Below are 26933 nucleotides of genomic sequence, written 5' to 3' on the forward strand. Positions count from 1 at the left end.
TCACCAGGCACCATCGCCGAACACGTCCGGCAGTTCGTCGAGTGCGCCGGCGTTGCGCAGGAACTCGGTCATCCACTCGTCACCGGCGTCCTGCTGATCCGGCACCGCGGCAGGTCCGGCTCCGGCAGGTGTGTTGACACCGACAGGTGCCGTGGTCGGCGGCCGTTGCGCCGCGACCACGTCCGCGAGGTCTCCTTCCAGGATCCGGACGTCCCCCTCGCCGCCGAGCACCATCCACCGGGTCACCCCGTCCGCGGCATCGTCGTGCGCCCACACCACCTCGGTCTCCAGGGCGGTGCTGACAGCCGATGCCAGCGGCCACATGTCCGCGTCCGGCCGCCGATCCTGCAGAACCACGAGCGGCGCCACACCCTCCTGCCGAACGGCCGCCAGCACGTCGCGATGAGCCAGAGCCGACGCCAGCTCCTCGACGCTCACCGACTCGCCGTTCCACAGCGCGACCCGCTCGTCGTCGCCCGACAGCACGGACACGACCTGCACGCCGTCGTGATCAGGCAACAGGTGCACTGCCGCGCCGGCATCGGTCGTCGACTCCCCCCGCGCGGGGAAGTACACGCCTCGGCCGGAAGGCCCGGTCACCGACTGCGTCGCCAGCCCCGCGTCCTGGTGGAGCGCGGTCAGCGCGGGAGCGACCTCCCAGGGATTCGAGCCCTGGTCCTCGGCCTCCAGCAGGTGCTCGAAGCCGAACGGTTCCAGGCCGGCCTCCTCAGCCAACGACGAGCCGAACACGTCGTCGTCACCAGCCCACAGCCCCTCCGGGCCCCCTGTCGTGTCGCCGAAGCCGAACGGCGCCGAGTCCGCGCTGCCTGCCAGCAACGCGCCGAACGCAGCGGCCTCCACGAGCGGATCGGGGGATCCGGTCTCCCCCGGTTCGGCCGGCGTTACGACGGGCATGTCGGACTCCGGTGCCGAAGTCGCCTCCTCGGTCGCGGCTGGCTCCTCGGGCGCAGCCGGTTCGTCCAGCGTGACCGGCTCCGCGGTCGCCTCCTCCACCGTGACCGGCTCGTCGGTCGCCGACACGGACGTGACCACCGTGGCAGCTCGCCCGGCCGGCGTGCGAATCGCCGCGACCACCTCCTCGAGCGTCCCCTCGAGGATCCGCACGTCCTGGTCCCCGTCGAAGAACGCCCACCGGGTCACGCCGTCCGCGGAGCCGACGTAGGACGACAGCACCCCGGCCCGCAGCCCGGCACCGACCGCCTGGGCCAGCACCGCCGCATCGGCACCAGGCCGCCGATCCTGCAGCACCAGGAGCGGAGCCACTCCCCGAAGTGGCACGGCATCGAGAACATCGCGTTCGCCGAGAGCCCACATGAACTCCTGCACGGTCACCGACTCGCCGTTCCACAGCGCGACGCGCCCGTCGTCGGTGGACTTCACCGACACGACCTGGACACCTTCTTGCTGCGGCAGCGCGTACGCGGCCTTGACGGACTCGCGCGCCGACTCCCCCTGGCCGGGGAAGTACACACCACGGCCGAACGGACCGGCCAGCGACAACGACGCCAACTCGGGATCCTGCTCGATCACCGGCACGTCGGACGCGAGCCGCCACGGCCGCGTCTGAGCCAGCCGGCCCGCGGCCATCCGGTCGAGGTCCTTCGTGAACGGCAGCAGGCCGAGGACCTCCGCCAGGGCGTCCAGTCGCTTCGCGTCGTCCACCGGACCGTGGCCGAGCGGAGTCGGATCCACCAGCATCGGCTCGAGCAGCGGGTCGATGCTGGGGTCCTTCGCCGCTTTCCAGAGCGCTTGGCTGAGCACGGCGTTCACCTGCCACTCCGCGATGTCGTGACCGCCGGGCCAGTGGAAGTCGATGAAGTCGTCGTCCGTCCCCTTCACACCTTCGAAGCTGACCAGCGTCCCGGCACCGCCACCGGTCGACCTGCGCAGGTCGGACACGGTTCGCACCTGACCCGGCATCGGCGGCAGGGGAAGCGGCCCGGCGCCCTGCACGACCTCGCCCGCGTCCCGGTATCCGGCGAAGTCGGCGAGGAACGCTTCGGCCGCCTTCGCCAGACGCAGCAGCCGCACGAACTCGTGAGCTCGATCCGCGCTGAACCTGTCCACCTTGACCCTGATCGTGCTGACGGTTCCGGCGGTGTCCACCAGCTTCTTGTCCCGGTGGCTGCGAATGGCCTGCAGAAGCGCCTCCAGCTCATCCCAGTGACGCTTGATGTCATTGGCCACCTTCGCTGTGAAAGACACTTCGTCTCCCCGCCGCGAAGACTTGTCGATCCCCCACTTGTACAAGCTCGCCCGATAGCCGAGACGCTCGATCCACTGATCCACCTTGCCGGGCCCGAGCGCTGCTCCACTCGTGAGCCGAAGCTCCACCCGAAAACCGATGGAATCGTCGCGGGAGTTGAAGACGGCGCGCCTGAACGGGTCGTACACGACTGCGGCATGGCCTTCCGCTATTTTCGCTCGAGCCGTCGCGAAAGCCTTTTCCAGAACGCCGCGCCGAACGCCATGAATTTTCTCCAAAGCCGCGTTCAGCGAGACGATCCGACTGGCCGTGTCCCGCCTTCTTTCCACGTACAACTCAAGCCGGTTCAGCGCTTTCGCATGAAAAATCGCGTAGACGCGGCGAGCTTCGGCGGACTCCCGGTTGTCCCTCGCCTCGTCGGCGGGAAGAGCCCGCCACACCCGGTTGAAGTGCGACATCAACAGTTCACCGCGATCGAGCAGGGCGCGGAGCTCGATCAACGGCGGGGTGTCGAGGAACGGCCGGAGCTCGGGCAAGGGCCGAGATGCGGACGAACCCCGCGAGGCAGCCCCGGCGGGCGCTCGCCGCGCGACCGACCTGGCCTCGGCGGCCGTTCGCGGCCGCGCCGGAAGCCGAGACGATCCGGCCGGTTCCGAGCCCACGTCGAGCAGTCCATCGGCGAGACGAACCGCGTCCTGCGTCGTGTACCTCCGCCCGCCGGTCTGGGAACTCTTCTGCACCAGTTCGGCGGCCCAGTCCTCCAACCACCGTTCCAGCGACTTCGACCTCAGACCATCGGCGGTGACCTCCACGGAGACCGGGTACCGGCCCAGGACGATCTCTTCCTTGATCGTCCCCGCCCCGCCCCGCCTGGGTTCCCACGTCTTGATCGCCTCTGGCGTCGGCAGCACGTGGGCGTCCCACAAGCGAGAGACCGTCTCCGCGTTCGCCATACCGGACGCGGCGGCAACCTCTTCAGCCGTGTAGAACACCTCCGTGCCCGGATGCTTCAGACCGTGCATCTTCAGCGCCCACCCCTGGAACAGCGACGGCGCCCACAGCCGTGTGTCGTTCCCCGCCACCCTGTCCGCGAACGTCGCGAATCCGGCCGCCCCCGGGCGCCAGGCCATCACCTCCGCCATCACCTTCTCGACCTCGGCACGGATCCGGTTCGCCATCGGCGTGGGGACCAGGCCACCGGAAAGGCGGTTGATGTCCGCGTTGTCGAATCCCCGGAACACCAGTCCGATCGCGAGGTCGTTGCTCCACTGGCGCAGAGACGCGGTCGGGTGGGAATTCCCCTTTCGCCCGAGCGGAACCGGATAGCGCTGCTCCCGGACGAGCTCCGGGAGCTCGCTCGCCCGCGCCGGATGCGCGACCGAGTCCCAGTTCGCGACCTCGACCGGGGTGGGCAGCGCGTGGCTGGTCCAGATGGCCTGCACCACTTCCAGGTCGAGCGCGCCGGACAGACGGGCAACGTCTTCCGCCGTGTAGTAGGACCCCGTCCTGGGATTCACCTGACCATGAACACCCACCGTCCACAACCCGAGAGCGTCCAAAGCGTCCCCGTTGAACTCCTCCCGGCTGTTCAACGTCAGTGACAGGCGGTCGTCCGAGCGCGCGCGAGCGGCGGCGTACGTCCTCGGGCCTGAGCCGTCCTCCGCCGGCCGCCAGGCCTCCCACCGCGAACTCGGCGGCGGCGCGAGCGGGCGGGAGCCGGGACGGGAGTCCGAGGCGGGTTCCGCGACGGTGGGCGGCTCGTCGCGGAGCAGACCACCCGACAGCCGCACCGCGTCCTGCACCGTGTACCTGCGATCGGTACCCGGAACGACCTTCTTCACCAACTCCAGCGACCACTCACGCGCCCACAACACCAACGACTTCGACCTCGGACCGTCCGCCGACACCTCCGCCGACACCGGATAACCACCCCGCACGACCTCGTCCAGCAACGTCGCCGCCCGGCCCTCACCCGGCTCCCACGACAAAAGCTCCACCGGCGTCGGCATCACGTTCCCGTCCCAGATCTCCGCGACGGACTCCGCGTCCAGCAGCTCCGAAAGAGCGGCGACCTCCTGAGCCGAGTAGTACACGCCCGTGTCCGGTCCACGCACACCGTGCATGCCCACGACCCAGTCGTGGAGCACTTCGGGTGTGGCGAACCGGACGTCGACCCCGGCCACCACCTCCCCGAAGGTCGCGAACCCGTCCACACCAGGACGCCACGCCACCAGGTCCGCTTTCAGCTGTTCCAGCTGGAGTCGCACCTTGAGCACGGCGACCTCGCTGATCAGTTCTCCGGAAAGCCGCGAGGTCTCCGCGTTGCCGCGGCCTCTGAGCACCGACTCGACCACGAAGTCGCGCACCCAGAGCTCGGCGGAGCTCGACACGAGCGAGTGGCCCGTCTTCTCGAGCGAAACCGGGTAGTTGCCTTTTCGGATGACATCCGGAAGCACCCGCACGTCCGGCGGGCTCGTGGCGGGGTCGAAGTGCACGACCTCCTGGGGCGTGGGCAGGAGACTCGAGTCCCAAGCCTCCTGGACTTCGCGCCGGGAGAGGGCGCCGGAGAGGAGGACGACCTCGTCCACCGTGTAGAACGAGTCCCTTCCGGGGTTCAGCGCGCCGTGCAGCCCAGCGGCCCAGCGGACCAGCTCCGTCCTGGGGAGCCCTCCGACACTGTTTCCGGTCGAAGGCAGCGGCGGCTCGGTCGGCACGTCCGCCTCTACGTGGGTCCTCGGTCCTGAACCGTCCTCTGTCGCCTGACCGGCGCGGAGATCATCGCCTGCGCTCCGCGATGACGGACCGGCCGGGATCACGCCGGGCGGAACCGCGGCTGCTGTTCTCATCGACCTGCTGTATCTCGTCACCGTGTTCGCCGACAACCATCCGCCCAGCCTTCGGCCGATCTCCCTGGCCGCGACTCCCTCGTTCAGCAACTTCATCGCGACGTCGCGTGTCCACCGCGCGGCTGTCACCGACACGAGACCCTTTTGGTTCTTCGTCCCCGACACCGGATAGCCGCGTTGGAGGATGTACTCCGGGAGGGTGCGCACGTCCTCGGGGAGCCGCTCCCACCTCAACTCGAGAACGTCTTGAGGTGTGCTCAGGAGATGCTCGTCCCACATGGCGATGACCGCGGGCTCGGGTAGTGGAGCGGTCATCCGCGCGACTTCTTCCACCGTGTAGTACGAACCGGTTTCGGGATTCACATCCCCGTGGATTCCCGTGATCCAGGCCTGGAAAGCCACCAAGACGCTCTGCGAGGCGAAGACACCGTTCTCGTCGAGCTCCAGAAAGGACAAAGCAGCCGACAGTCTGCCGTACCGCAGTCTGTACATGTCGGTGAAGGTTCGTGGCCCCGAACCGTCCTCCGCGGGACGCCATCCCCGCAGGGTCGACCTGGGTGGCGGAGTCGCCAGTGCCACACCGCCGGAAGGTACAGGAATGGGAACGGGAACGGGTTCCGCGACGGTGATCGGCACGTCGCGGAGCAGACCACCCGACAGCCGCACCGCGTCCTGCACCGTGTACCGGCGATCAGTACCCGGAACGACCTTCTTCACCAACTCCAGCGACCACTCACGCGCCCACAACACCAACGACTTCGACCTCGGACCGTCCGCGGCCACCTCCGCCGACACCGGATAACCACCCCGCACGACCTCGTCCAGCAACGTCGCCGCCCGGCCCTCACCCGGCTCCCACGACAAAAGCTCCACCGGCGTCGGCATCACGTTCCCGTCCCACCAGAGTGGAACGAGGTGCGCGTACGCCACATTCGACAGAGCGGCGACCTCCTCGGCCGAGTAGAACTCGCCCGTGTCCGGTTTGCGCACACCGTGCATGCCCACAGCCCACTCCTGGAACACCCCGAGCGTGCCGACCCGGACGTCGACCCCGGCCACCATCTCCCCGAAAGTCGCGAACCCGTCCACACCAGGACGCCACGCCACCGCACGCGCCCGCGCGTCCTCGGGTGGTCGCCGCGTGGCCGTTCGTTGCTCGGCGGCATCGTGCGCCGCCACCCGCAGCGCCAGGGCCTTCGGACCGCCCGGTCCGGCCGTGGTCGCCCGCTCCCCGCTCCCCGCCGGCGACTGCCGCGGCGACTGGTGCGGTGAGCTCGACGGCCGTGGCGCGCGGGTTGTCTCCGCGGTCGTCGAATCCGGCGCGAACGGTGAGTGCTGACCACGCCGAAGACCGGGCAGCGGCTCCTGCTCCCGCGCCGGTCCGGCCGCGGACACCGGCGTCCTCCGCTGGTGAGGTGCGACCGAGTTGTGGAGTTGCACCTTCGCGAACTGCTGGATGTGCATGGTGTGGGCTTCGAGGCCACCGGGCAGGACGTTCAGCAACGCGCGCAGAGCCTGCAACGGCGTCGCGGAGACATCGGGCAGCGCGGTGTGCACGGTGGGGTCGGCCGCCAGCTGGACGAGCGCGCTCGCCAGTTCGGTGTGAGCCTGCGCCGAGCCGGCGGACAGCTGGGCAGCGTCGAAGTCGAAGTAGGCCATTCCGTCGCCGACGTCGAACGTGACCTGCTGAGTGCCGGGGCCTTGACGCATTCCCAGGCTCCCGAGAACCGGCCGTACCGTCCGCACCAGTTGTTCCAGGCTGCGCATGTGGTCGGGGTGCAAGGGCCCCACGGCGATCTGGGCTTCCGCGCGGCCTCCCCACTCCGGTCGCACCGCTCCCGTCCTCGCGGCGTTCAGCCAGGTCGCGAGTTGGGTCCACGTGCCGGGCTCGACGGCCGGCAGCAGACTGGAGACCAGCGTTCGCTGATCTGGCGTGCCTGGGTCGGAACCGAGGAACCACCGCCCCGCCTGGTCCACCGGGAAGATCGTCCCGGTCGCCACCGGCTCCCCGGCGTCGAAGCTGAAGATGTACGAGACGTTCGCGACTGCCACACCGGTCGCCCCGCCAGGAACGCCCTGCTCGTAGAACTCCACGGGATCGCGCAACGCGGTGACACCCTCGTCGCCGCGGCGATCCGTCCTGGCGAGGGCGAGATCGAACGCGCGACTGATCGCGTCGCTGGTCCACACCTCCGCGACAGGGCGTGCCGACGACTCGTCTCCCGGTGCGCGCTGCGGGACCGGCGGCGCTGCATCCACGTCCATGAGGTGTTCAGGGGCGACAACCGGTTGCCGTGGCGGCATCTCGGCCGCGGGTGCGGCAACGGCGTCCGGCGCCTCGACCGCGGACCTCGGGCGAGATCCCGCACCGTTCTCCGCGGGGCGCCGGCCCGCCACGTTCTCACGGTGAGGCGGCGTCGCGAGTGGAGCGGGCGGTCGCGGCGGCGCCGTCCCCACCGCCGCGGCCAGGGCGTCGCGGACGTTCGCCGAGAGGTGGCCGGTCCACTCGGCGGTCGCTTCGGCGATCGCGGCGGGATCCTTCCCGCTGCTCAGGGCCTTCTCCGCGAACGTGTTCATCCACCTGCTGGCGGACGCGGAGACAGGGCGACCGTCCGGGTGGAGCTCCATCGAGATCGGGTACCCGCGATGGCGGAGGAACTCCGGCAGGGTCCGCACGTCCGGAAGAGCATCGGTGCGGCTCCAGAAGTAGACCTCGGGCGGCACTGGCAGGACGTTCTCGTCCCACCACGCCTGGACCACGGCCTCCGGGAGAGGGCCCATCCGCGCGACCTCATGGGCGGTGTAGTAGCGGCCGCTCGCCGGGTCGACGTCGCCGTGCGCACCCAGCGCCCAAGTCCTGAGCACCCCCTCGGTCTCCCCGGACCCGAACCATCCGTGCTCCTTCACCTGGCGCGCCAACGGAGAACCCGACAGCTCGACAGCCTCGGTGAGGGTGCCGGGACCGGAACCGTCCTCTGCGGGACGCCATCCCTCCACGGTCGACCGAGGAGGCGGAATGACGAGCGGCACAGCGGGAACCGCGCTGACGGCAGGCACCGGATCACCCTGCACGGCCCGCACCGGTGGCACCGTCTCACCGGGAACCTCCTGCCCGGCGGGCACACCGCCGGCCCGGCGAACTCCGGTCTCCCCCGCCGACCGACCCCCACCGTGCTGGAGCGGTGCTCCCGGCTCCGCCTGCGCCGCGGCGACCAGTGCTCGCACCTGGGTGGATCCCATCAGTTTCCCGAGCCGCTGGACGATCACGGTAACGGTCTGCCCGTCCTTCCCCGCCTTGCGCACGAACTGCCGCGACCAGTCACCGGTCGACGCCGAACGGAAGGAACCACCCGGGACCTTCTCCGTGGACACCGGATATCCGCGGTGCTCGATGAAGTCCTTGAGCGTCCGCACACGCGGCGGACCGGTCTCCGGAGTCCACCGCAGGAGCTCGTCCGGCACAGGCAGGACGTTCTTGTGCCACCACGCCTGGACAACATCCTCGGTGAGCGGGCTCATCCGCGCGACGTCGAGGGCGGTGTAGTAGCGGCCGTTCGCGGGGTTTACGTCGCCGTGCACACCCAGCGCCCACGTCTTGAGGACGCTCTCGGTCTTCCCGGACGCCGTCCACCCGTGCTCTTTGACCTGCTGCGCCAACGGAGAGCTCGACAGCTCGACGGCTTCGGTGAGGGTGCGCGGACCGGAACCGTCCTCCGCGGGACGCCAGCCCTCCACCGTCCACCGCGGAGGCGGAGTCACGAGCGGCACGGCGGGGACGCCACCGCCGGTCTCCGCCGGCTGACCCCCACCGTGCTGGAGTGACGTCCCCGTCTCCACCCGCGCTTCGTCGAGCAGGGTCCGCACCTGCGAGGGCCCCAGCAGTTTCCCGATCAGCTGAACGATCTCGCGAACGGTCCGCCCGTCCTTCCCGGCCTTGCGCACGAACTGCCGCGCCCAGTCGCCGGTCGACGCCGAACGGAAGCGACCACCCGGGATCTTCTCCGTGGACACCGGATATCCGAGGTGCTCGATGAGCTCCGGCAGGGTCCGCACACCCGGCGGACCGGTCTCGGGAGTCCACCGCAGGAGCTCGGCCGGCACAGGCAGGACGTTCTCGTCCCACCAGATCCGGACCGTCTCCTCGGGGAAGCCGCTCATCTGCGTGGCTTCCGCAACCGTGTAGTAACGGCGGGTCACCGGGTTGACGTCGCCGTGCACACCCTGAGCCCACTTCTTGCCGACCACCTCGAGCTTCGCCGCCGGAAGCCACCCCTGCCCTTCGACGTGCTGCCAGAACGGTTCGCCGACCAGATCAGCGGCTTCGGTGAGGGTGCGCGGACCGGAACCGTCCTCCGCGGGACGCCAGCCCTCCGCTGTCGACCGCGGAGGTGGAGTCACGAGCGGCGCAACGGGAACGCCGCCGACGAGAGCCGCGGAAGGAACCGGCTCGCCGGGAACACCCGCCGGCTGGTCCTCGACATCGGCGATCCCCTGCTGCACGACGGACTGGTCGCGCACCGCGCGGGTCACACCCGGATTTCCGGCGAGGCCGAGGAGGAACTCCCTGGTCTCGCCCGCGTCGTGGTCCAGCAGGTGGCCCAGGACGGTCGTGACGAGATCGGCACGCGATGCCGGATCCACGTTCGGAATGGTCTCGTCGAGCAACTGACGCGCGATGGCGGTGAGGTCGGCGACGTGCGCCGCGGGCATCTTCGCGATGCGGCGGGCCACGTCCTGGGGCGCCCGGCGCCGATCCGCGTCAGCAGAGGCTGAAGCCGGACGTGCCTGCGATTCCGGCGCTCGGCCCTCGGCGTGCGCCGGCGGATCAGGCGGCTCCGCAGTGGCGGCGCCGCGCCCCGTGGCTTGCACCGCCTGCACCGCCGCCAGCACGGCCGCCAGCGAAGTCTGCCCGCCGAGCCGGCCACCGCTCGCGAACGACACCTCGCCGAGCGGCCCGAACGATGCCCAGTTCTTGGTGCCGTTCGGGTCGTCGACCTGTGCGACGACGGTTTTCCGCAGCTTCGCGGCAGCGGCGAGGGCGATCTGGTGCGGGTTGCCGGCAGCTCCCGGGGTGTGCAGCACGACGACCGGTTCGACACCGGGCGGCAGGTCCTCACCCAGTGGTGCCAGCAGCTCGGGCACCGGCAGCGACGCCGCGAACTCCTCGGCGGTGAAGCGGTCTCCCGACCACAGCACGACTTCGCCGTGCTCGGTCGCGGTCAGGGAGATGACCTGGACTCCCGGTACCCGTGGAAGGTCGTAGGTCGCCATGACGGCGTCACCGGCGGAGGTGCCGGGTGCGGGGAAGTACCAGCCCCTGCCGAAGGGACCGCTCAACGACTGCGAGCGGAGCCCGGGATCCCGCCGGCGGACCGCGGTCTCCGGCGTGAACGGCTCGGTCAGCGCGAGCAGGCCGGCGACGATGGCGTCCAGGTGCGGATGACCCCGCAACAACGCGAGCAGTTCCGAGGTCCTCGCTGCCCGGTCCGCCGATGCTTCCCCCTGGTGGCCGACGAGCCGGAGGTCGCCGAGGTCGTCGAGGACGGCACCGGTGGCCGGGTCGGCCGCCGTGGTGACCAGCACGGCGCTCAGTGCCGCGTACGCCCGCAGAAGTCCCATGTCGAAACCTGGCCGCCACAGGTGGAACGTGACCGAGTCGTCGTCCTGTCCGAGCACGTCGGCGAAGCTGATCGCGTCACCGGGACGCGTCAACGCCCTGACATCAGCGAGAGTCCGCACCTCGTGCTCCGACGGCGGCAACGACAACGGCCGCACGTCATTCGGCCCGCCGGCCACGTTCGCCAGACCGTGGAGATCCGCCTCGAACGCCTTGAACAACCGCACCAGCCGCACGAACTCACCCGCGTGCGCCGCGCTCACCGCTCCCAGCGGAACCGACACGGCCGACCTGAGCGAAGTCGCACCGGAACCCTCGACGACAGTCGTCAACTCGTCCAGTCCCGCCCAGGTCTCCGTGGAATTGGGCAGCACCTCCGACGTCAGGACCACCGTTGACGTACGCCGATTCGCCTCGAGCCGCCAGCCCTTCGGCACGACCGGGAGAACCGAACTCTTGAGCCAGGGGACGAGCCCACCGGCCGCCGCCACCACCCCGGGCTCCGCCACGAAACCCAGCTTGAGAACGACGGAATCGCCGTGGCGGCCGGTCGTCTTCGAGGCAACTCGGTCCAGCTGGAGCGGGTTCTCTCCTTCCGCGGCTCGCTGCCGCGCGGCGGTGACGAGTTCCGCCAGCCTTCGCCCTCGCACGGCCCTGAGGTCGCCGACCGCGTCCACCAGCCGGTCGCGCAAGTCGTCCCAGGCCGGAGTCCCCAGCGAACCGGACGTGCCCCGCTTCGCCTTGCCGACCGCTGTGTTGATCTTCTCGATCTTCCGGATCAGTGCGTGCGCGTCGGGGCGGCGGCCCTTCTCCGGGAACGCACCGCGATGACGCCGGTACTGCTGCAAGGCCCGCTCGATGCTCGCCTTCGCGGCCTGGAAGGGATCGTCGTCCGCCTGCCGGCGCTCCAGCCTCGCACCGAGGTCCCTGGCGAGCGGCTCAGCGTGGACGACGCCGTGGTCGAACACGGCCGTCGCCAGGACCGCGTGCGCGTTGTTCCGCGCGTCCACGCCGGCAGTCCCCAGATGGCGATCGACCAGGATCCTCGCCTCGCGGTTGGCATCCCTGAACGGGCCGAGCGGCAGGTCCACCCGTCGAGCGCGGGCGGCCGCGGCGCTGCTCGCGAGCCACGCGTCCACCGCGCGATCGAAGCCGGCACGCGGAAGGGCATCCGGCCGCGGGTGCGCCGGGCCGGCGTCCGCGTCCCCCGCTCGCGGGGTGTACTGGCTCGCCGGAGGAGAAGTGATGTCATCCGGACGCGACACCGGAGTCGCGTTCGGGTCCAGCCTCGCGAACGCGGTCCTGATCTTCCTGTCGTTCCCCGAGTCGAGCGCGTTCTCGCCCAGTTCGCGTGCCGGTAGGTCGACACTCACGGTCGGGCCGGCATCGGACACGATCGTCCGCACGGCGATCTCGTCCGCGTTCACCCTGGCGAGGCCGGTGCGCACGAGGTGGCGCATCTCATCCGCCATCGCGCCGGACAGCAACCGCTCCAGCCGCCGGTGGCCGGAGGGCGCGGCGATCTCGACGGTGGGCAGCTCCGAGTCGCCCACGCCGTTCTGCCTGCGCCAGCTCGCCGCCCGCGCGATCCGGCGGCCGATCTCCCGGACCGCCTCCTCGCCCTCCCGCGTCAGCGTGCCGTCCGGGTTGCGCGACACCGTCACCGGGTCGATGCGGGACGCCGCGAAGTCGCTCAACGGGATGAGGGGACGAGCGGACCGCGGACTGGTGATCTCGGTGAACACGCCCTCGGCCTCGAACTTCCTCGAGCCGAAGTACGAGTCGACCAGCACCCTCGACGACGCCGCCGTCACCCTGGCGCGTGGCCTCCTCGACCGGAGCGCCTCCCGGAACGCCTGAGCGACGGTGCGGTTCCCCGACCGCGGATGGGCCGCGTCGAGGAAGCACTGGTTGAGCAGGAACGTCGCTTCCGGCGCCACCCCGGCCCGAGCGAAGTGCTCGCTGTCGACGACCGCGGACACAGCCAGGTCACCGGTCAACCCGACCGAATCGCCCCGCCCGAACCTGGACCCCGTCTTCATCACGGCCAGCATTCCCGTCGGCAGGCCGTGACCGTCCACGTGCCACGGCCGCTCCGCCGAGATCGGGTTGAAGTAGGCGACGTCCCGGACGGTGCCGTCCGCGGCGGTGACCTCCCGCATGAAGAACCGCTGAGTCGCTCCGGTCGTCGTGAGCGAGGCCGTGCCCATGTTGGCCATGTCGAAGTCCGCTGAGGGGAAGAACTGCCCGTGCGGACCCAGTTCGTCGTTGACCGACGCGAAGGACAGCAGGTGCTCCGCCGTCAGTCGCACCGGCGGGATCACCACCGGTTGCCCACCGGCCGGCGTGAGTGTCCCGTCCGGTCCGAAGAGGACGGTCCCGTGCGGCAGGTGCGCCACCGGCCGGTGGAAGCCGCCGGGCACCAGAGCGGCCGCGAACTCCTCCACCCCGGTGACGGCGCCGCTGACGGCGAGCACGAAGAACGGCAGTCCCTTGCCCGTGTCCGCGAGGTCCCGCAGCACCTTCTCGTCCCGCAGGGCCTGCCCCAGCTCCGCCGGGGTGAGCACGAGGCCGGTGTCGTCCGAGCGGATGGCCCGGACGCCGTCGTGACCGGGTGCCATGAACAGGTGGACGTGGGTGCGGGCCTGCGAATCGATCCCCGCGGCCCACGCACTCGCCCTCGCGAAGTCCTGGGCATCCCCCGGATAGCGCACGAACAACGCCACCGGCTTGCCGTCAGACCCCTTCAACGGTGCGATGTCGAGGTCACCCGCCCGCAACCCCGACACCAGGTGGAACTCCGAACCGGGATCGCGGACGAGACCACCGGCCCGCACCGTGGCGCCATCCAGCACGTAGACGTCGTTGAAGAACTTGTCCTTCCGCAGCCGCCCCGCGAACTCGTACGCGGCTCGCACCGAGTCCCTGGCCACGATCACCACCGGCGCACCCGTGGCCAGATGAGCCCTGGCCCCGCTGTCCCTCAACCAGATCGACGCCAGCTCACCACCCGGCAGCTCCCCCACCTGCGTGCCCGACCGCTCGCCGCCGACCAGGTCCACCGCGAAGTGCCCACCCAGACCGGTCACCGGCACGAACACGGGCTTCTGGTCGCCCCACGGACCCTCCACCGCGACCGAACCGTTCGCCAACCCCCTGCCGAACGCCCTGAAGGCAGCACCCTGCCGCACCGGATCACCGCCCGCCGCACGACTGGGGAAACCGAAGACCGCTCCGCCGCGCGCCGTGTTGACGTTCGACCGCGCCAGCGCCGGACCGGACGAGAAGCTCTGGCCGGCGGGCAGCTGGAGCACTCCGTCGGGTCGCACGGAGCTGGGTCCGGAGTGCTCGAACGTCCGCCGCGGCCCCGTCAGCGTCGCCAGTGAGCGGAGCAGGGCCGGATTCGGGTTGGGCGCGGTGCTCGGCTCGGCGTGCGTGACCGCGATCAGCGGCCGGCGCACGTCGCCGCTATTGGCCTTCTGGAAGAAGTCGTTGCCGGCGACCAGCGGTGCCGCCTCGTTCCCGGTCAGCACGACCGTGCCGCCGTCGCTGACCGGAACGGCGTACCTGCCGTCCACAGTGGTCATCCCGAGGACGAACGGCCGGGCCACGTCACCGTCCGTGGCGTCCTGCCAGAGAGCGGGAACCTCGGTCTCGACCTGCTTCCCGCTCTCGTCCAGCCTCGACTCGGCCGTGAACCGCAAGGTGAAGTCGTTGGCGAACGCCCGGTTCCGCGTCGTGTCCTTCGTCCTCGAGTCACCGTGATCGAAGATCATTCCGGCGTCGCGACCGTGTGCGTCGGTGATCTGCCGCCACCGGACGTCCTCCGGCAACACCTCCGACACGCGCCACCAGCCCGACGCCTCGGAGACGGAGATCCCCCGGTACGGCCCGTCACCGCGGAACGCACGGGCGAACTCCCGACCTGCGGCACGCCAGGCGCTCACGTACTCACCGGGCGCGTCCGCCCGCATCAGCCGAACGCGCACGGTCGGGTCGTGGGCGACCGAGCGGAACTGGTCGGACTCCCGCACCAGCTCGGCCACGCGCGCCGGGCTGACGGGCTCGCCCCGGTAGCGGAACTGCCCTCCCTCGAACGTCACGAACACGTAGAAGGGCTGCGTTCCCGACGGCAACGCCGTGCGCGTGGCGTGCTCCTGCCGCATCCGGTCGACGTCCCCGCGCTCACCGGCCAGGAACAACGCCCCGGACGAGGTCGCACCGGCCCGCGCTCCCGGAGGGGCTCCCGCGACCGCCAGCGCGGCGGTCAGATCGGTGCTCCCCGTGTGCACAGGAGGCTCGCCGGGCCTGAGGACCACCCACTCGGAACTCGCCTCCACACGTCCACCGGCCGGCCGGACGTCACCGGCGGTGGCGACCACCGTCCTCTCCGCTTCTCCGGCCAGCGCCGGCCCGAGGTGGCTCAGTCCGCTGGACGCGGTCAGCACCAGCGGGCGGTCCTGCAGCGCCGCCCTGTCGTCCACGTCGAGCCTCGACATCCGCGTCTTCTGCACGGACGCGAACTTCTCCGACGAGACGACGGCGCCGCTCCACAGACGGACTCCCGCACCGTCAGGGGTGAGTGAGGCGCCCAGGACGTCGGCACCACCGCGAGCGGGTTCGTCCGCGAGCGACGCCACGGTGTCCACCGCCTCGGAGGTGGTCTGCCCTGGCGGCGGGAAGTGGTGCACTCCCCCTCCCCGCCCGACCACGGCCTCGGACCTCAGGTCGGAGTCGTTCGTGGCCGTCCTCTCCCACGGCTTGGTCCAGGCGAACTTCTGCACCAGCAACCGCTGGGACTCCCGGCTGAGCGGCAACAGCTCCAGCAGGTCGACGAGCTCCGCCAGTGCGGTGTCACGGGTCCGGGCACCGTCCCCGCCGAGCGGGCGGAGCGCCGTCATCAGTTCGTCCAGCCGCCGGTGGACGCTCGGATCCCGCGCGGCGAGGTACATCGCGCCGGCGAGCTCGGCGTTCGCCTGCAGCTCCGCCGGGGCGGGCTTCCGGCTTCCCGCGAAGAACCGGAACTCGACGCGGTCGTCCGGCGTGCCGAGGACGTGCCCGAAGTTGACGGCGTCGAGCCTGCCGTTGTTCAGCAGTGCCACCTTGTCGAAGGTCGTGATTTCGGCCGGCGCGGGCGGAACCGGGTTGGGTCCCGCCGCCCACAACGACCGTTGCGCGTCGCCGGCGGACAGCTCGTGGTTGCCCATCCGGTACAGGAGCGGCTCGAACACCTTCGCGATCTGAGCCAGGCGCGCGTACTCCTGCGGGCTGAGGAGGCGGTCGAAACTGATGTTGACGTGGCCACCCATCGCGGAGCCGTCCGGCACGAAACCGTCACCGAAAGCATCGCGGTTCAGTTCGGCGAGCACCTCGGGGACGGCGTCGTTCCAGGTCCGCGGACCGCCGCGCAGCACAGGTGAGACCAGTTCGGCGGCATCGGGGGCGGCCGGCTCCTCGACCAGGAGCCACTTCCCCTCCTGCGCCGCGGCGTTCGGGTCGATGAACGAGGACTCTCCCGCCCAGTCGAGATGTCCCGCGTCGTCGAGCCGTTCTCCCAGCTCAGTGACGCGGTCCATGTGCACCACACCGGACCTCGGTGTCCTGCCCGCGCCCCGGTACTGGAACTCGATCTCGAAGCCCATCCGCAGGTCGGGCCTGCTCGTGACGCCGGAAGGCACGCCACGGCCGTGGTAGGTCAGCGGGTTGCCTCCCGCCTTCACCACCGCCTCGGCGGCGTCGAGGTCGTGCGCGGCCTGCCGCAGGCGCTCGTTCCTCAGGTGGTCCGTGAACCGGTGGGCGGCGTCGAGAACGCCGGACAGCCGGTCGCCCGGCGTGGTGGCAGCCGTGCGCGCCACCGCTTCCCAGCGCTCGATCCGGACCTCCGCCAGTTCCGCCGTTCCGGCGGTCAGCACGGCGAGATGCCGCCGCTGCTGGGCGACCTCGTTCCTCAACCGCTCCGCCGCGGCCTCCGGCTCGGGCACCGGCGCCGCGGCCTCGTGGCGAAGCTCGGGGGTGTGCGCAGCGGGCTCGACCTTCACCACCACGACACGGCCTTCGGCGGAGGAGCGGGCCGTCGACCGGTGACCCGACCCGGTCACCGGGAGAGCGGGCACCTCCACCTCCGGCGCGATGCGCTTGATCTCCGCGACGGCGTCCGCGACGAACGCGGCGGCGAGGTTGCCCGCGCGCTGCTCGCCCGTCCGCTCTCCGTGGGTGCGGCTGTTGCCGTACCCCTCGACGCTGACCACGGGCAGCGGCCGGGCCGAGTCCAGAGATGCCACGACGTCCTGCGCGTAGGCACGGGCAAGACCCCGGACCTGCGCCAGCTGCGCGGGCTCGAGCTGCTTGGCACCCTCGTCGAAGTAGATCCGCGACTCGCCCTGCACGTGCCGGCCGGCACCCTCCGCCTGGTCGAGCTGCGACCGCACGTCGCCCGGAGGCGCGTCCGGAGTCGTGAGCGGTGCGAGAGTGCCGCTGATCGGAGTGAGTCCGGTCGCCGCGACCGGCGGCGGCGCGTAGGGCGCCAGTTTCGCGAAGGCGGCGTGGATCTCGTCGATCGAGCCCGACTCGATCGCGGCCTCGCCCAGCTCGTGCGCCGTCATCTCGACGGTGACGACCGGATCACCGCTCGCGGCCACCGTCCTGATCGGGATGTCGCCGGGCTTCACCGGGGCGGTCAGGCCTTCGCGGGCGAGGAGGGCCAGCTCGTCGGCGATCGACTCGCGGAGGTACTCCGGCAGCGTGGTGAGGTGTGCGCCTCCGCTGACCACCGCGGACGGGAAATCCGCTGCCCCCAGCCCGTTCCGCGCTCGCCAGGCCGCGGCCCTGGCGATCTTCCGGCCGAGCGCGCGCACGGCCCTCGCACCGTCGCCGTCGAGGTGGCCGTGTTTCTTCTGCGCGACGGTCAGCGGGGCGATGCGGCTGGCCGCGAGATCGCTCAGCGAAACGGGACCACCGGTGCGCCGGCCGCCGCTCACCTGGCCGAAGGAGCCCCCGTTCTCGAAGTACCGGCCGGTGACGTTCGAGACCGCGACCACCGCGTCGGCGGCCGTCACCTCCGCACCCGGCCGTCGCGACCGCAACGCCTCCTCGAGCAACTGCGCCGCGGTGCGACCGCCGAGCTCGGGCACCTGGGCGTTCATGAGGCACTGGCTCAGCAGGATCGGCGCGTCCGGAGCGATCTTCGCGGCCTTGAAGTGGTCACTCCGCAGGATGTCGGAAGCGGACTCGTCCGCGGAACGGATCAGCACGTCCCCGAGCCCGAAGGGATCACCGGTCCGCAGTGCGACAACACTTCCGTACCCCTCGCTGTGGCCCACCGAGGACCACGGCATTCCGCCCTTCATGGGGATCAGGTACGGGTCGTGCCCGACCGTCCTCTTCCCGGTGACGGGATCGGTCGTCTTGTGCTGCCGGAAGAAGATCCGCTGCCGGACACCGGATTCCGCAGCGGCGATCGAGTCCATGAACGGGCCGTCGAGAGCCTTGCTCGGGAAGAACTCCCCGAACACGCCCAGCGCGTCGTTCACCATCGGGTAGGACATGATGTCGCGCCCGGTGATCTCGCGAGGTTCGACCAGGTCGAGCTTGCCCCCGGTGACCTCGAACGAGCCTCCCGCCGCCAGGCGCACGGTCTCCCCGTCCGGCACCTTGACGACCTGGCGCGCGTAACCACCCGGCACCAACGCGTCCGCGAAGTCCTCGACCGCCCGCAGCGCCCCCTCCACCGCCAGCGGGAAGAACGGGATGACGGACTGGATGCCCGCCACCTCCCTGAGCAGCGGCTCGTCCCGGATCGCCGCCGCCAGCTCACCCGCGCCGAGCACGACGTGCTCGCCGTCCGACCGGACCGCCGCCACGTTCTCACCCGCGGGGCCCAGAAACACCGGAACCGGTGAGAACTGCCACGGAGCCCTCCTGGACGTGCCATCGGGCAGGCGCAGAGTGCTGAGCGAGCCGCCGCCTACCTCCTCCGCCCACGCTTCGGCCTTGCGGAAATGCCGCCCATCCCCCGGATAACGCACGAACAACGCGACCGGGAGCTTCGCGGCGTTGCGCAGCACACTGATGCGCAGGTCGCCCGCGCGCCAGCCCGACACCTTCTGCGGCCCCGCGTTCCCGTCCCGCACCAACCGGCCCGACTCCGCGACCGCCGCGTCGAGCACGAACACGTCGTTGAAGAACCCGGCGGCACGCAGACCACCCGCGAAATCACGCGCCGCACGCCGCGACCCACGAGCCACGACGACCACCGGTTCACCCGACCGCAACCGATCGGCGAACGCCTGGTCCCTCAACAGCACCGAAGCGAGCTCCCCACCCGGCAGCTCCCCCACCTGGGACCGGCCCCGCGCACCACCCACGAGATCGACACCGAAATGCGTGCCGAGCCCGGTCACGGGCACGAACAACGGCTTCCGGCCACCCCACGGCCCGTCCACCCTCCGCGAGCCGTCCGCCACACCCCTGGCGAACGCCTCCACCCCCGCCGACGAGCCCGCACCGCGACCAGCCGCCCCGCCCGGAAAGCCGAACACCTGCCCCTCCGCCACATGACGCAGGTCAGCGAGCTCCAATTCGGGACCACGGCTGAACTTCTCGCCGCTGGCCATGGCCAGCACACCCGTGTCGGACGCGAGGATCATGCCGGAGTACTCGAACGTCCGCCTCGGTCCCTCCAGTTCGGCCAGCGACTCCAGGAGCTTCCGGTTCGGGTTGGGCCTGCCGAGCCGCGGGGAGCTGCCGAGCAGGATCAACGGCCTGCTGGCGGCACCGGCGTTGACCTTCTTCCAGTGGTCCATGCCGGTGATGAGCTTGGCGGTCTCCGACGGGGAGAGGTTCACGGCGCTGTCGTCGCTCAACGGCACGGAAACACGTTCCCGGAAGCTGTCGACGTGGAGGTAGAACGGCCGGGCGGCACCACCCGTGGTCGCATCGCGCCATTCGGTCGGCCGCACGACGTTCTCGGTCTTGCCGGCTCGGAACTCGCGGGCCGACACCACGCGCAGTGAGTGGTCGGTGGTGCCCGCCAGCGCCTTGGCCGTGTACTCCGCCCTGTCGTCACGTCCGAAGACCATGCCGGCGGCACGGCCGCGCACATCGGTGACAGGAACGAACCGGACGTCCTCCGGCCTCGGCTGCGAGACCCGGGTTCCGCCCGCGGCATCGCGCCCCACCTCGACTGTCCGGTAAGGACCGTCACCCCGGAGCGCCTCGGCGAACCGGGCCGCCGGCGCGCTCCAGGTCATGACATCGGGCGAGTCCGGGGAAACGAGGCGCACACCCACCTTCTGGTCGCCCGCGAACGGCGCGAACTCGGCGGAACCCTTGACCTCCTCCGCCAGCCCCGCCGGGCTCACCAGCCGGCCGCCGACCCGGAAGCCCGCTCCCTCCGGCGTGACGAAGACGTGGAACGGCGCCTTCTCCGTCTCCGCGGGCGGTGCGTTGTCGAGCACCTGCCGCATCGCGTCGGTCCGGGTGGCATCGGCACCGAGGAACAGCGCACCGGAGCTGGCGGGCTTCGGTACCGCCGCGGCGGACGACGCGGCTGTGCTCGGGCGGGACCCCTGGACATCGACACCGTCGAAGGACTCCCTCTCCACCAGCACGACGCGGCCCTCGTCACCGCGAGCGGAGATCGGCGCCCGTTGCCCCGTCACCCGGAACGGCAGCTCGGCGGGCATCAGCCGAGGAGGAAGGTACTGGGCCAGCCGGGCTTCGGCCGCGGCGCGGTACAGCTCGGCAACCTCGCGCGCACGCTGCTCGCCGGTGACATGTCCATGCCGGATGCTGTTGCCGTACCCCGTGAAGTGGACCGCGGGCGGCTCCTGGCCGGCCCTGATCTTCACGGCGGCCGTCCTCGCGTACGCATCGGCCAGGTCGGCGATCCGCGCCGCGTCCGATGAAGACAACTGCTTGGTCAGCTTCCCGTACCGGAACCGGTCCTGCACGGGGGACGCCGGAGGTCCTTGGAGGGCTGCGGAACGAGCTGGCGCCGCACTCGGTCCAGCCGTCGTGGACGTGGATTCCGACGACGACCTCCGGGAGCCCACGACGGAAGCGAGCCGGCCGTCCGATGGCGGCGGTGCGACACCGGCCGCCTCCGAACGGCTCGGGTCGACCGGTGGCAGCTGTGCGGCACTGTGCACTCCCGCGTAGGGGTCCTCGGTGTTCGCGGTGGTGGGCTTGCCGACCGCGGTCGAGCCGTCCAGCCGGCCGGCCGGGCCGGGCACGTCGGCGAGGGAGAGGTCGTGCACCTGGCGGGCCTGACCGGTGAGCACGTCGATCCTCGCCAGGTCGGCCTCGGTCAGGAACAGGTCGAGGTGCTGTCCCATGATTCCGCGCTGTTCCCGGCGCGGGAAAAGGAAGTTCTCGTCGCCGTAGGCCTCCTTGAGGCCGAGGTGGTGGAAGTACTCGTGCAGCGAGTCGCGGACCTCGTCGGTCAGGTTCCAGTTCAGCTGGTCCGTGCCGCGCTGGTGGTGCGGCCCGCCGGCCGTCAGGTCGACCGGTACGCCGCGGCTGGCGTTCGCGTCCCAGTTGGCCGCCGCTCCTTCGACGGTTCGCGCGTCGACGACGAAGTGGGCGAGGTCGCCGTCGGCGAAGCGGTGACCGTTGTCGAAGTTGAAGTGGTGGTCCAGGAACCACTGCATCCGCGCGGCGCGTTCGATGCGTGCCTCTGCGGGCACCTTGGTTCCGGTGACCAGGTCCAGCGGCACCGAGTACTCCCGCACCCACACGCCGGGCTCGACCTCGAAACGACGGACGTCGAAACGGATCTGTTGCAGCGCACCGGAGTTCTTGCCACCGACGCTCTGAGGAGCCTTGTGCGGGTCGTAGGACTCGGCACCGTGGCGCGTCGGTTCCGCCATAGCGCGGCGTTCGCGCCAGACGTTCCAGTCGACGTCGATCTTCCCGTCGCGCCCCAGCCAGACCTCGACCGCGTCCGGTCCACCTGCGGGCAGCAGGTGCGGAAGCGCCCGGCCCTCGAAGTCGGCCAGCGTCAGCGGCTGCTGGTCGGCGGGAAGTCCACGCTGGCGCAACGCCAGCATGCGTTCCAGCTCGTTCATGACCGCGCGCAGTCCCTCCGCGCCGCGGTCCAGGTCACCCGTCGTCCGGTACCGCACGGTCGTGCCGGACCGGTGGGCGCTGATCATCTGCCCGGCCAGGTCGTGGAGGGCCTTGCGGTGGCTCCGACCCAGGGGCCGGGTAGAGGTGGCGCCCGTGCCGTCGAGCTCGACGCGCACGCCCAGCCGCCCGCCTCGCCCGGACATCGAGTGATCGCTCAGCGCGAGGTCGTAGGCGCGTTTGGCCTCCCACCACGCGCGGGTCGCGTCCCGCTCGGCCGCTCGCCCCGCCTCGACCGCCCCGCGCTTGGTGGCGGCAGCGGCATCGGCGTCCCCGACGGTGTCCAGCAGGCCGCGCAACCGGTCTCGCTCGGCGTTCCAGTGCCGGTCGGCCTTCGCCAGCTCACGGGTGCGCGCCCGCAGCCCGTCCGGGATCTCCTCGGTGCGGTCGGTGCGGCGGATCCGGTAGCCCTTCTCGTACCCGACGTCCACGACGGCCGGGCGCTTGAGCGTGAGCGACGAGGTCGGCTCCACGACGAGCCGGAACTGGGTCGGGTGCGACCAGGTGGTGACGATCGGATCGGGCGCCGTGGCAGACGTCGCGTGCGGCAGCCGTTGTCCACCCGTGGTCACCTCACTGGAGTGCGCGTCCTCGGAGGAGTGGGCGCCGAGGACCTCCATCGGGAGTCCCAGCGCGTTGATCGTCCCGAACTGCTCCCTGCCCGTCCCGGGATCCGCGTGGTCCGCCGGATGCGGCCGACCGGCGGCAACCGTGGGCAGCACGAGAGCGACGTGGGAGTTCTCCGTCACGACGACGTCGCTTTCGGTGCGCGACGTACCCGCCTGCTCACCGAGTGCCATCCGCGCGCTGGCACCGGTCAGCGTCCCCGCGCCGCTGACGTTGGTGTGCAGCGTGACCCGCACCCCCAGCCCGGCGGGCAGGCTCAGCTCGTGGCTGTGCGGCGTGTCACCACCGCGGCCCAGCCCTGCCTGCAGCACGGCGGCCAGCCTGCTGGGCGCCAGTTCCGCCCGCAGCGCGTCGAGCGGGACGTCCTTCGCCGCGACCCTCGCCGCCTCCAGCGCCTGCCGCGCGGCGTCGACCAGATCGGCGCTGTCCCCGTCGAAAGCGGCCACCCGCGACCGTTCGGGGTCACGGGGCAGCGGAGACGACCCGAACGACTCGTGCCACCGGGCGACCGCTGCCGCACTGCCCTCACCGGCAGCTCGCGGCACGCGCACACCACGCCCGTCTCCCGCCGGCTCCCGATCCTCCACGGCGGACAACGTGGTGAACGTCCTCGTGGCGGGCGCCGCGGCGATCCGCTCGCCGTGCCGCTCGACGCGGATGTCGAACAGCACCTCGACCTCGCGCCGCGCGAGCGCGCCGGTGACGGTTTCGGTGTGGGTGTGCACCGTCTCGTCGGCGGCCGACCTCGTGCGCACCTGCTTGAGCCACTCGAACACGTGCGCGAATCCGACCCCGAGGCTCCCGTTGGGAGGACGGTCCGATGCCGAGTGCGACTCGCCGGAGAACCTCGCCACCGGCAGCACGTACGTCGCGAACTCCGCCAGGAGCCGTTTGCGCGACGAGGACGAGCTCGTGTTGACCTTGACCTCCGAGACCGCCGTCATCGTCCCGTGCGTGATGCCCGCCGGCTTGGGAGCGGCCAGCAGCTGAGCGTCCACGACGAGGTGGTAGGTCGCTCCGCTGAGCCGGCCCTCCTCCCGCAGCGGGATGCTGATCCCGACCTTCGCCGAGTCACCCAGCGTCGCCTGCACCTCGGAGAGCCGGCGCTCGATCTCGCGGAAGTTGTCGTGCGCGGTGTCCAGCGGCGAACGCGGGAGCAGCCGGTTCGCCGTCTCCTCACCGAGCCGTTGCTTCACCGCCTCGTGGAGGGCGGTGATGCTGCTCGTCAGGTCGACCGGGTTGGTGACGCCGTCAGCCCAGTTCGCACCGCCGGCGTCGTGCCCGCCCGGCACCGCGGTCGTGCCGCTCACCACCGTGGCGTCCGGCGCGGTGACGGCAGGCGCCTTCGCGGCCGGAACCCCGCCGTCGACGGCCTTCTTCGTCGCCGGCCCGGCGTTCAGCGCACCGGTGCCGCCCGCCGTCGCCGCTGCCCCGATGTCCGCCGCCTTCACCGGCGTCCCGGTGTTCACCGCCTTCCCAGCCGCCGCGTTCCCAGCCGACACCCCCGCGTCCGCCGCGTTCCCAGCCGACGCCTCGCCGGGCACCGCCTGGCTCCTGGCCTCCTCCTGCGCCTGGAGCAGCTTGATCTCGCGCAGCTGTTCGTCGGTGACCAGAACGCGCGCCCCGTCACGCAGTTCGAACCGTTCTCCCGCGGTGAGCGTGCCGGGCTTCTTGAGCAGCCCCCAGCGGTCCCAGGTTCGTTGCCGTTTGGTCTCCACCACGCTGGTGGCGACCAGCGTCGCGTCGACCAGGTGCACCTTCCGCGGTTCGCCCTTGAAGCCCTTGCCGTGCGACGCCAGCAGGGAGCCACCGTTCTTGCGGCCCTCGCCGAAGATCCAGAAGTTGATCTCCTCCAGGAACAGCCCCACGCCGCGGACGACGGCACCACCGAGGTGGGCCGCGCCCGAGCTGCTGACCGTCGCGCTCGCCTCGAACAGGTTGACCCACTTCCACTCGCTGACCTTCTGCGAGGAAGCCAGATCTCCCGCGCGGACCGAGCGGTCCGGGGCGTGCCAGAGCGTCGCGAGCACCACCGGGTCCTTGAGCGAGAACGACACCGCGGCCACGGCGCCGTCCCTGCGCCACCGCCTGCTCCAGAACAGCCCGTCCACCCGCCTGGGACGGCTGAACAGCCGCGCGTCCTGGCGCAGCGCGTCAGCGGAGACCGCTCGGTCCATCAGCTGCGCGTTGCGGCCGGTGCCGAGGTTCCACACCGGGTCGTCGGCCAAGTCGTGCAGCAGCTTGCGCCACGACGACGCCACCTGCGCCGCGCCACGGATCGACACGACGGGAATACCGTCCAGGACGCGGGAATGCCCCTTCTTGAGCTGCGTGCTGCCGTTGATCGGCTCACCGGGCAGCGCGACGACGTTGCGCGGGACGACCTCCGTGGGCCGGTGCGTGTGCGACGGCGGCAGCTCGACCACGACGTCGACGGTGACCGTGCCGGGTTCGCGCCCCTGCTCCGCCGCGGTCGGGTCGACGATCGGGAGAGGACGTTCCTCCGGGGCGTGCCTACCGGGCCGGCCGATCGACACCCCGCGAACGAGGTCGTTGGGGCGCTGCCACTGCGTGCCGGACACCTCCAGCTTCACGGTGGCCAGATAGCGGTGCGGCCGCTCGCCCTGGACGTGACCGGACCGGTCCAGGGTCCCACCGCTCAGCACGCTGGTCGACACTTGCGTCTGCTGGCTGCGGCCGTCCGCGACGGCACTGCTGTACTGCGCCATCCCACCCAGCTGGACCATGCCGGGAACCCGCCGCACCAGCCCGTAGAGACGGCCGACGAGACCGCCTCCCAGCGACCAGTCCCGCGCGGTCTCCCTGCCGCCGCTCACGACCTCGGTCAGCGTGGCCGAGTCGATCGTCCGCGAGACCGCACCGAGATCCTGGAGCAGCCCCTGCAGACTGGCCTTGATCTCGAACGCGGCGTTGTAGTCGTGTCCCCTGCCGGGCTCGGGCAGCAGCTCGAGCTTCAACGGGCGGTCGAAGATCAGACCCGGTGCGCGGCGCGCCAGCTCCTTCTCCGACACGGCGTGGTCGATCGCCGCACCGCGTTCCAGCTTCCGGTTGTCCTTCTCCTCGAGCCCCCTGCCGAGCGAGGGGTCGTCGAGGTGCGTGGTGAAGACCTTGTCCCGCCAGCTCCAGCGGTGGTGGCCCGGGATCTCCCTCGCGGAGTCCCGCAGGACCGAGCTGAGCAGTCTGCTCGCGTCGGCCACCGCGAGTGCGGCGCCCGGCACGACCGCCTCCACCGCCGCGGTGACGGGAAGCGCTCCGGCCGCCGCCCGGACGTCGGGCACGACCGGAGCACCGTGGCGGTCAACGACGCCGGCCTTCTCCGCGTCGCCGCGCTCGGCCCAGTGGACCGCGTCGACCGCGTTGTGGAAGGTGAGCGGCGGCTTGCCGTTCACCCGGATCTCCAGGTCGTACTCGTTGCGGTAGCGGACGATCTCCGACTCGTGCGACCGGCTCTCCGCCGCCGAGGTCCCGCGCTCGAACGTCTGGCTCCTGGCAACTCCGCCCGCCGCCAGGGCTTTGACGCCGCCACCCACCGACACCGCGCCCACGTCGTAGGCCGGCCCGATGGTGATCACTCCCAGCACCGACCGCCCGGCCGTGTTCGAGGCGGACGACGAGCTCGACTCCTCCGTCCCCTCCGCGAACTTCGCGCCGGGGATGGACTCCAGATAGCTGGTGCTCCGCGCGACCAGGCGCATCTCGACCTTCTGCACGCGCGAGCTGAGCAACCGGACGAGCGGATTCCCGCCCCGGTGCAGCGAACCGGACTCGACCCAGCCCTTGCCCGCGGCCGCCTGATCCCGCGACACCGCCATCTCGGGGAGCTTCGCCACGATGTTCGCCTGGCCGACGAACGCGCGCAGGTCGTCCCGGGAACTCCCGCTCAGCTTGCCGACATACCTCTTGACCTGCCGGTAGATGGCCCCACCTGAGTCGTCGGCAGCCCTGCCCTTCCCCTTCCCGCCCGGTTTGCCGGCGCTCACGTCGCGCACGACCGCGTCCTCCACCACCGACGCGGGCAGTTCCACCGGCGAGCGCACCTCCGTGCCGTGGGAGTGCAGTCCCTTCGGCACGTCCAGCCGGATCGCGATCGGACCTCCACCGTCGCCGCGCCCCGCCGCACCGCCGACCGGCTCGGCCCCGTCCAGGCGCACGGGAGGCCCGCTGGGCTCGCCGTGCCTGTCGAGCGGTACCAGTTCGACCACGAGCGGAGTGCGCACCGAGGTCATGCCGATGTAGCCGCTCCCGCCGCCTTCTCGCGGCAGGGTGACGGTGACGGTGGACTTGGCGGACTCGGTGTGGGTGTGGCTGCGCTCTTCGGACGCGGCGGTCGGAACCGCCACGATCCCGGAGGCGAACAGCCCGGGAACCATCGGCGTGAAGTAGATCAGGCTGAACTTCGGGGTCGTGCTGCTCGAGGTGGCCACCGTCGAGCTGTGCTGTGCGCTGTCGGACGCGGACGGCGAACTGCTCG

General features: G+C 71.1%; 1 protein-coding gene (running past one end of the window). It reads right to left on the reverse strand.

The window, feature by feature from the left end; all coding sequences use genetic code 11:
* On the reverse strand, positions 1-26933 hold the 3' portion of the coding sequence (locus ACFWV3_RS02850; RefSeq protein ID WP_382407513.1) for a hypothetical protein. Its footprint extends 3895 nt past the window's final position; only the last 26933 of its 30828 coding nucleotides appear in the window; the start codon falls outside the window, past its right edge; its stop codon occupies positions 1-3.

This window comes from Lentzea sp. NPDC059081, from assembly GCF_042738015.1.
Classification (GTDB): Bacteria; Actinomycetota; Actinomycetes; order Mycobacteriales; family Pseudonocardiaceae; genus Lentzea.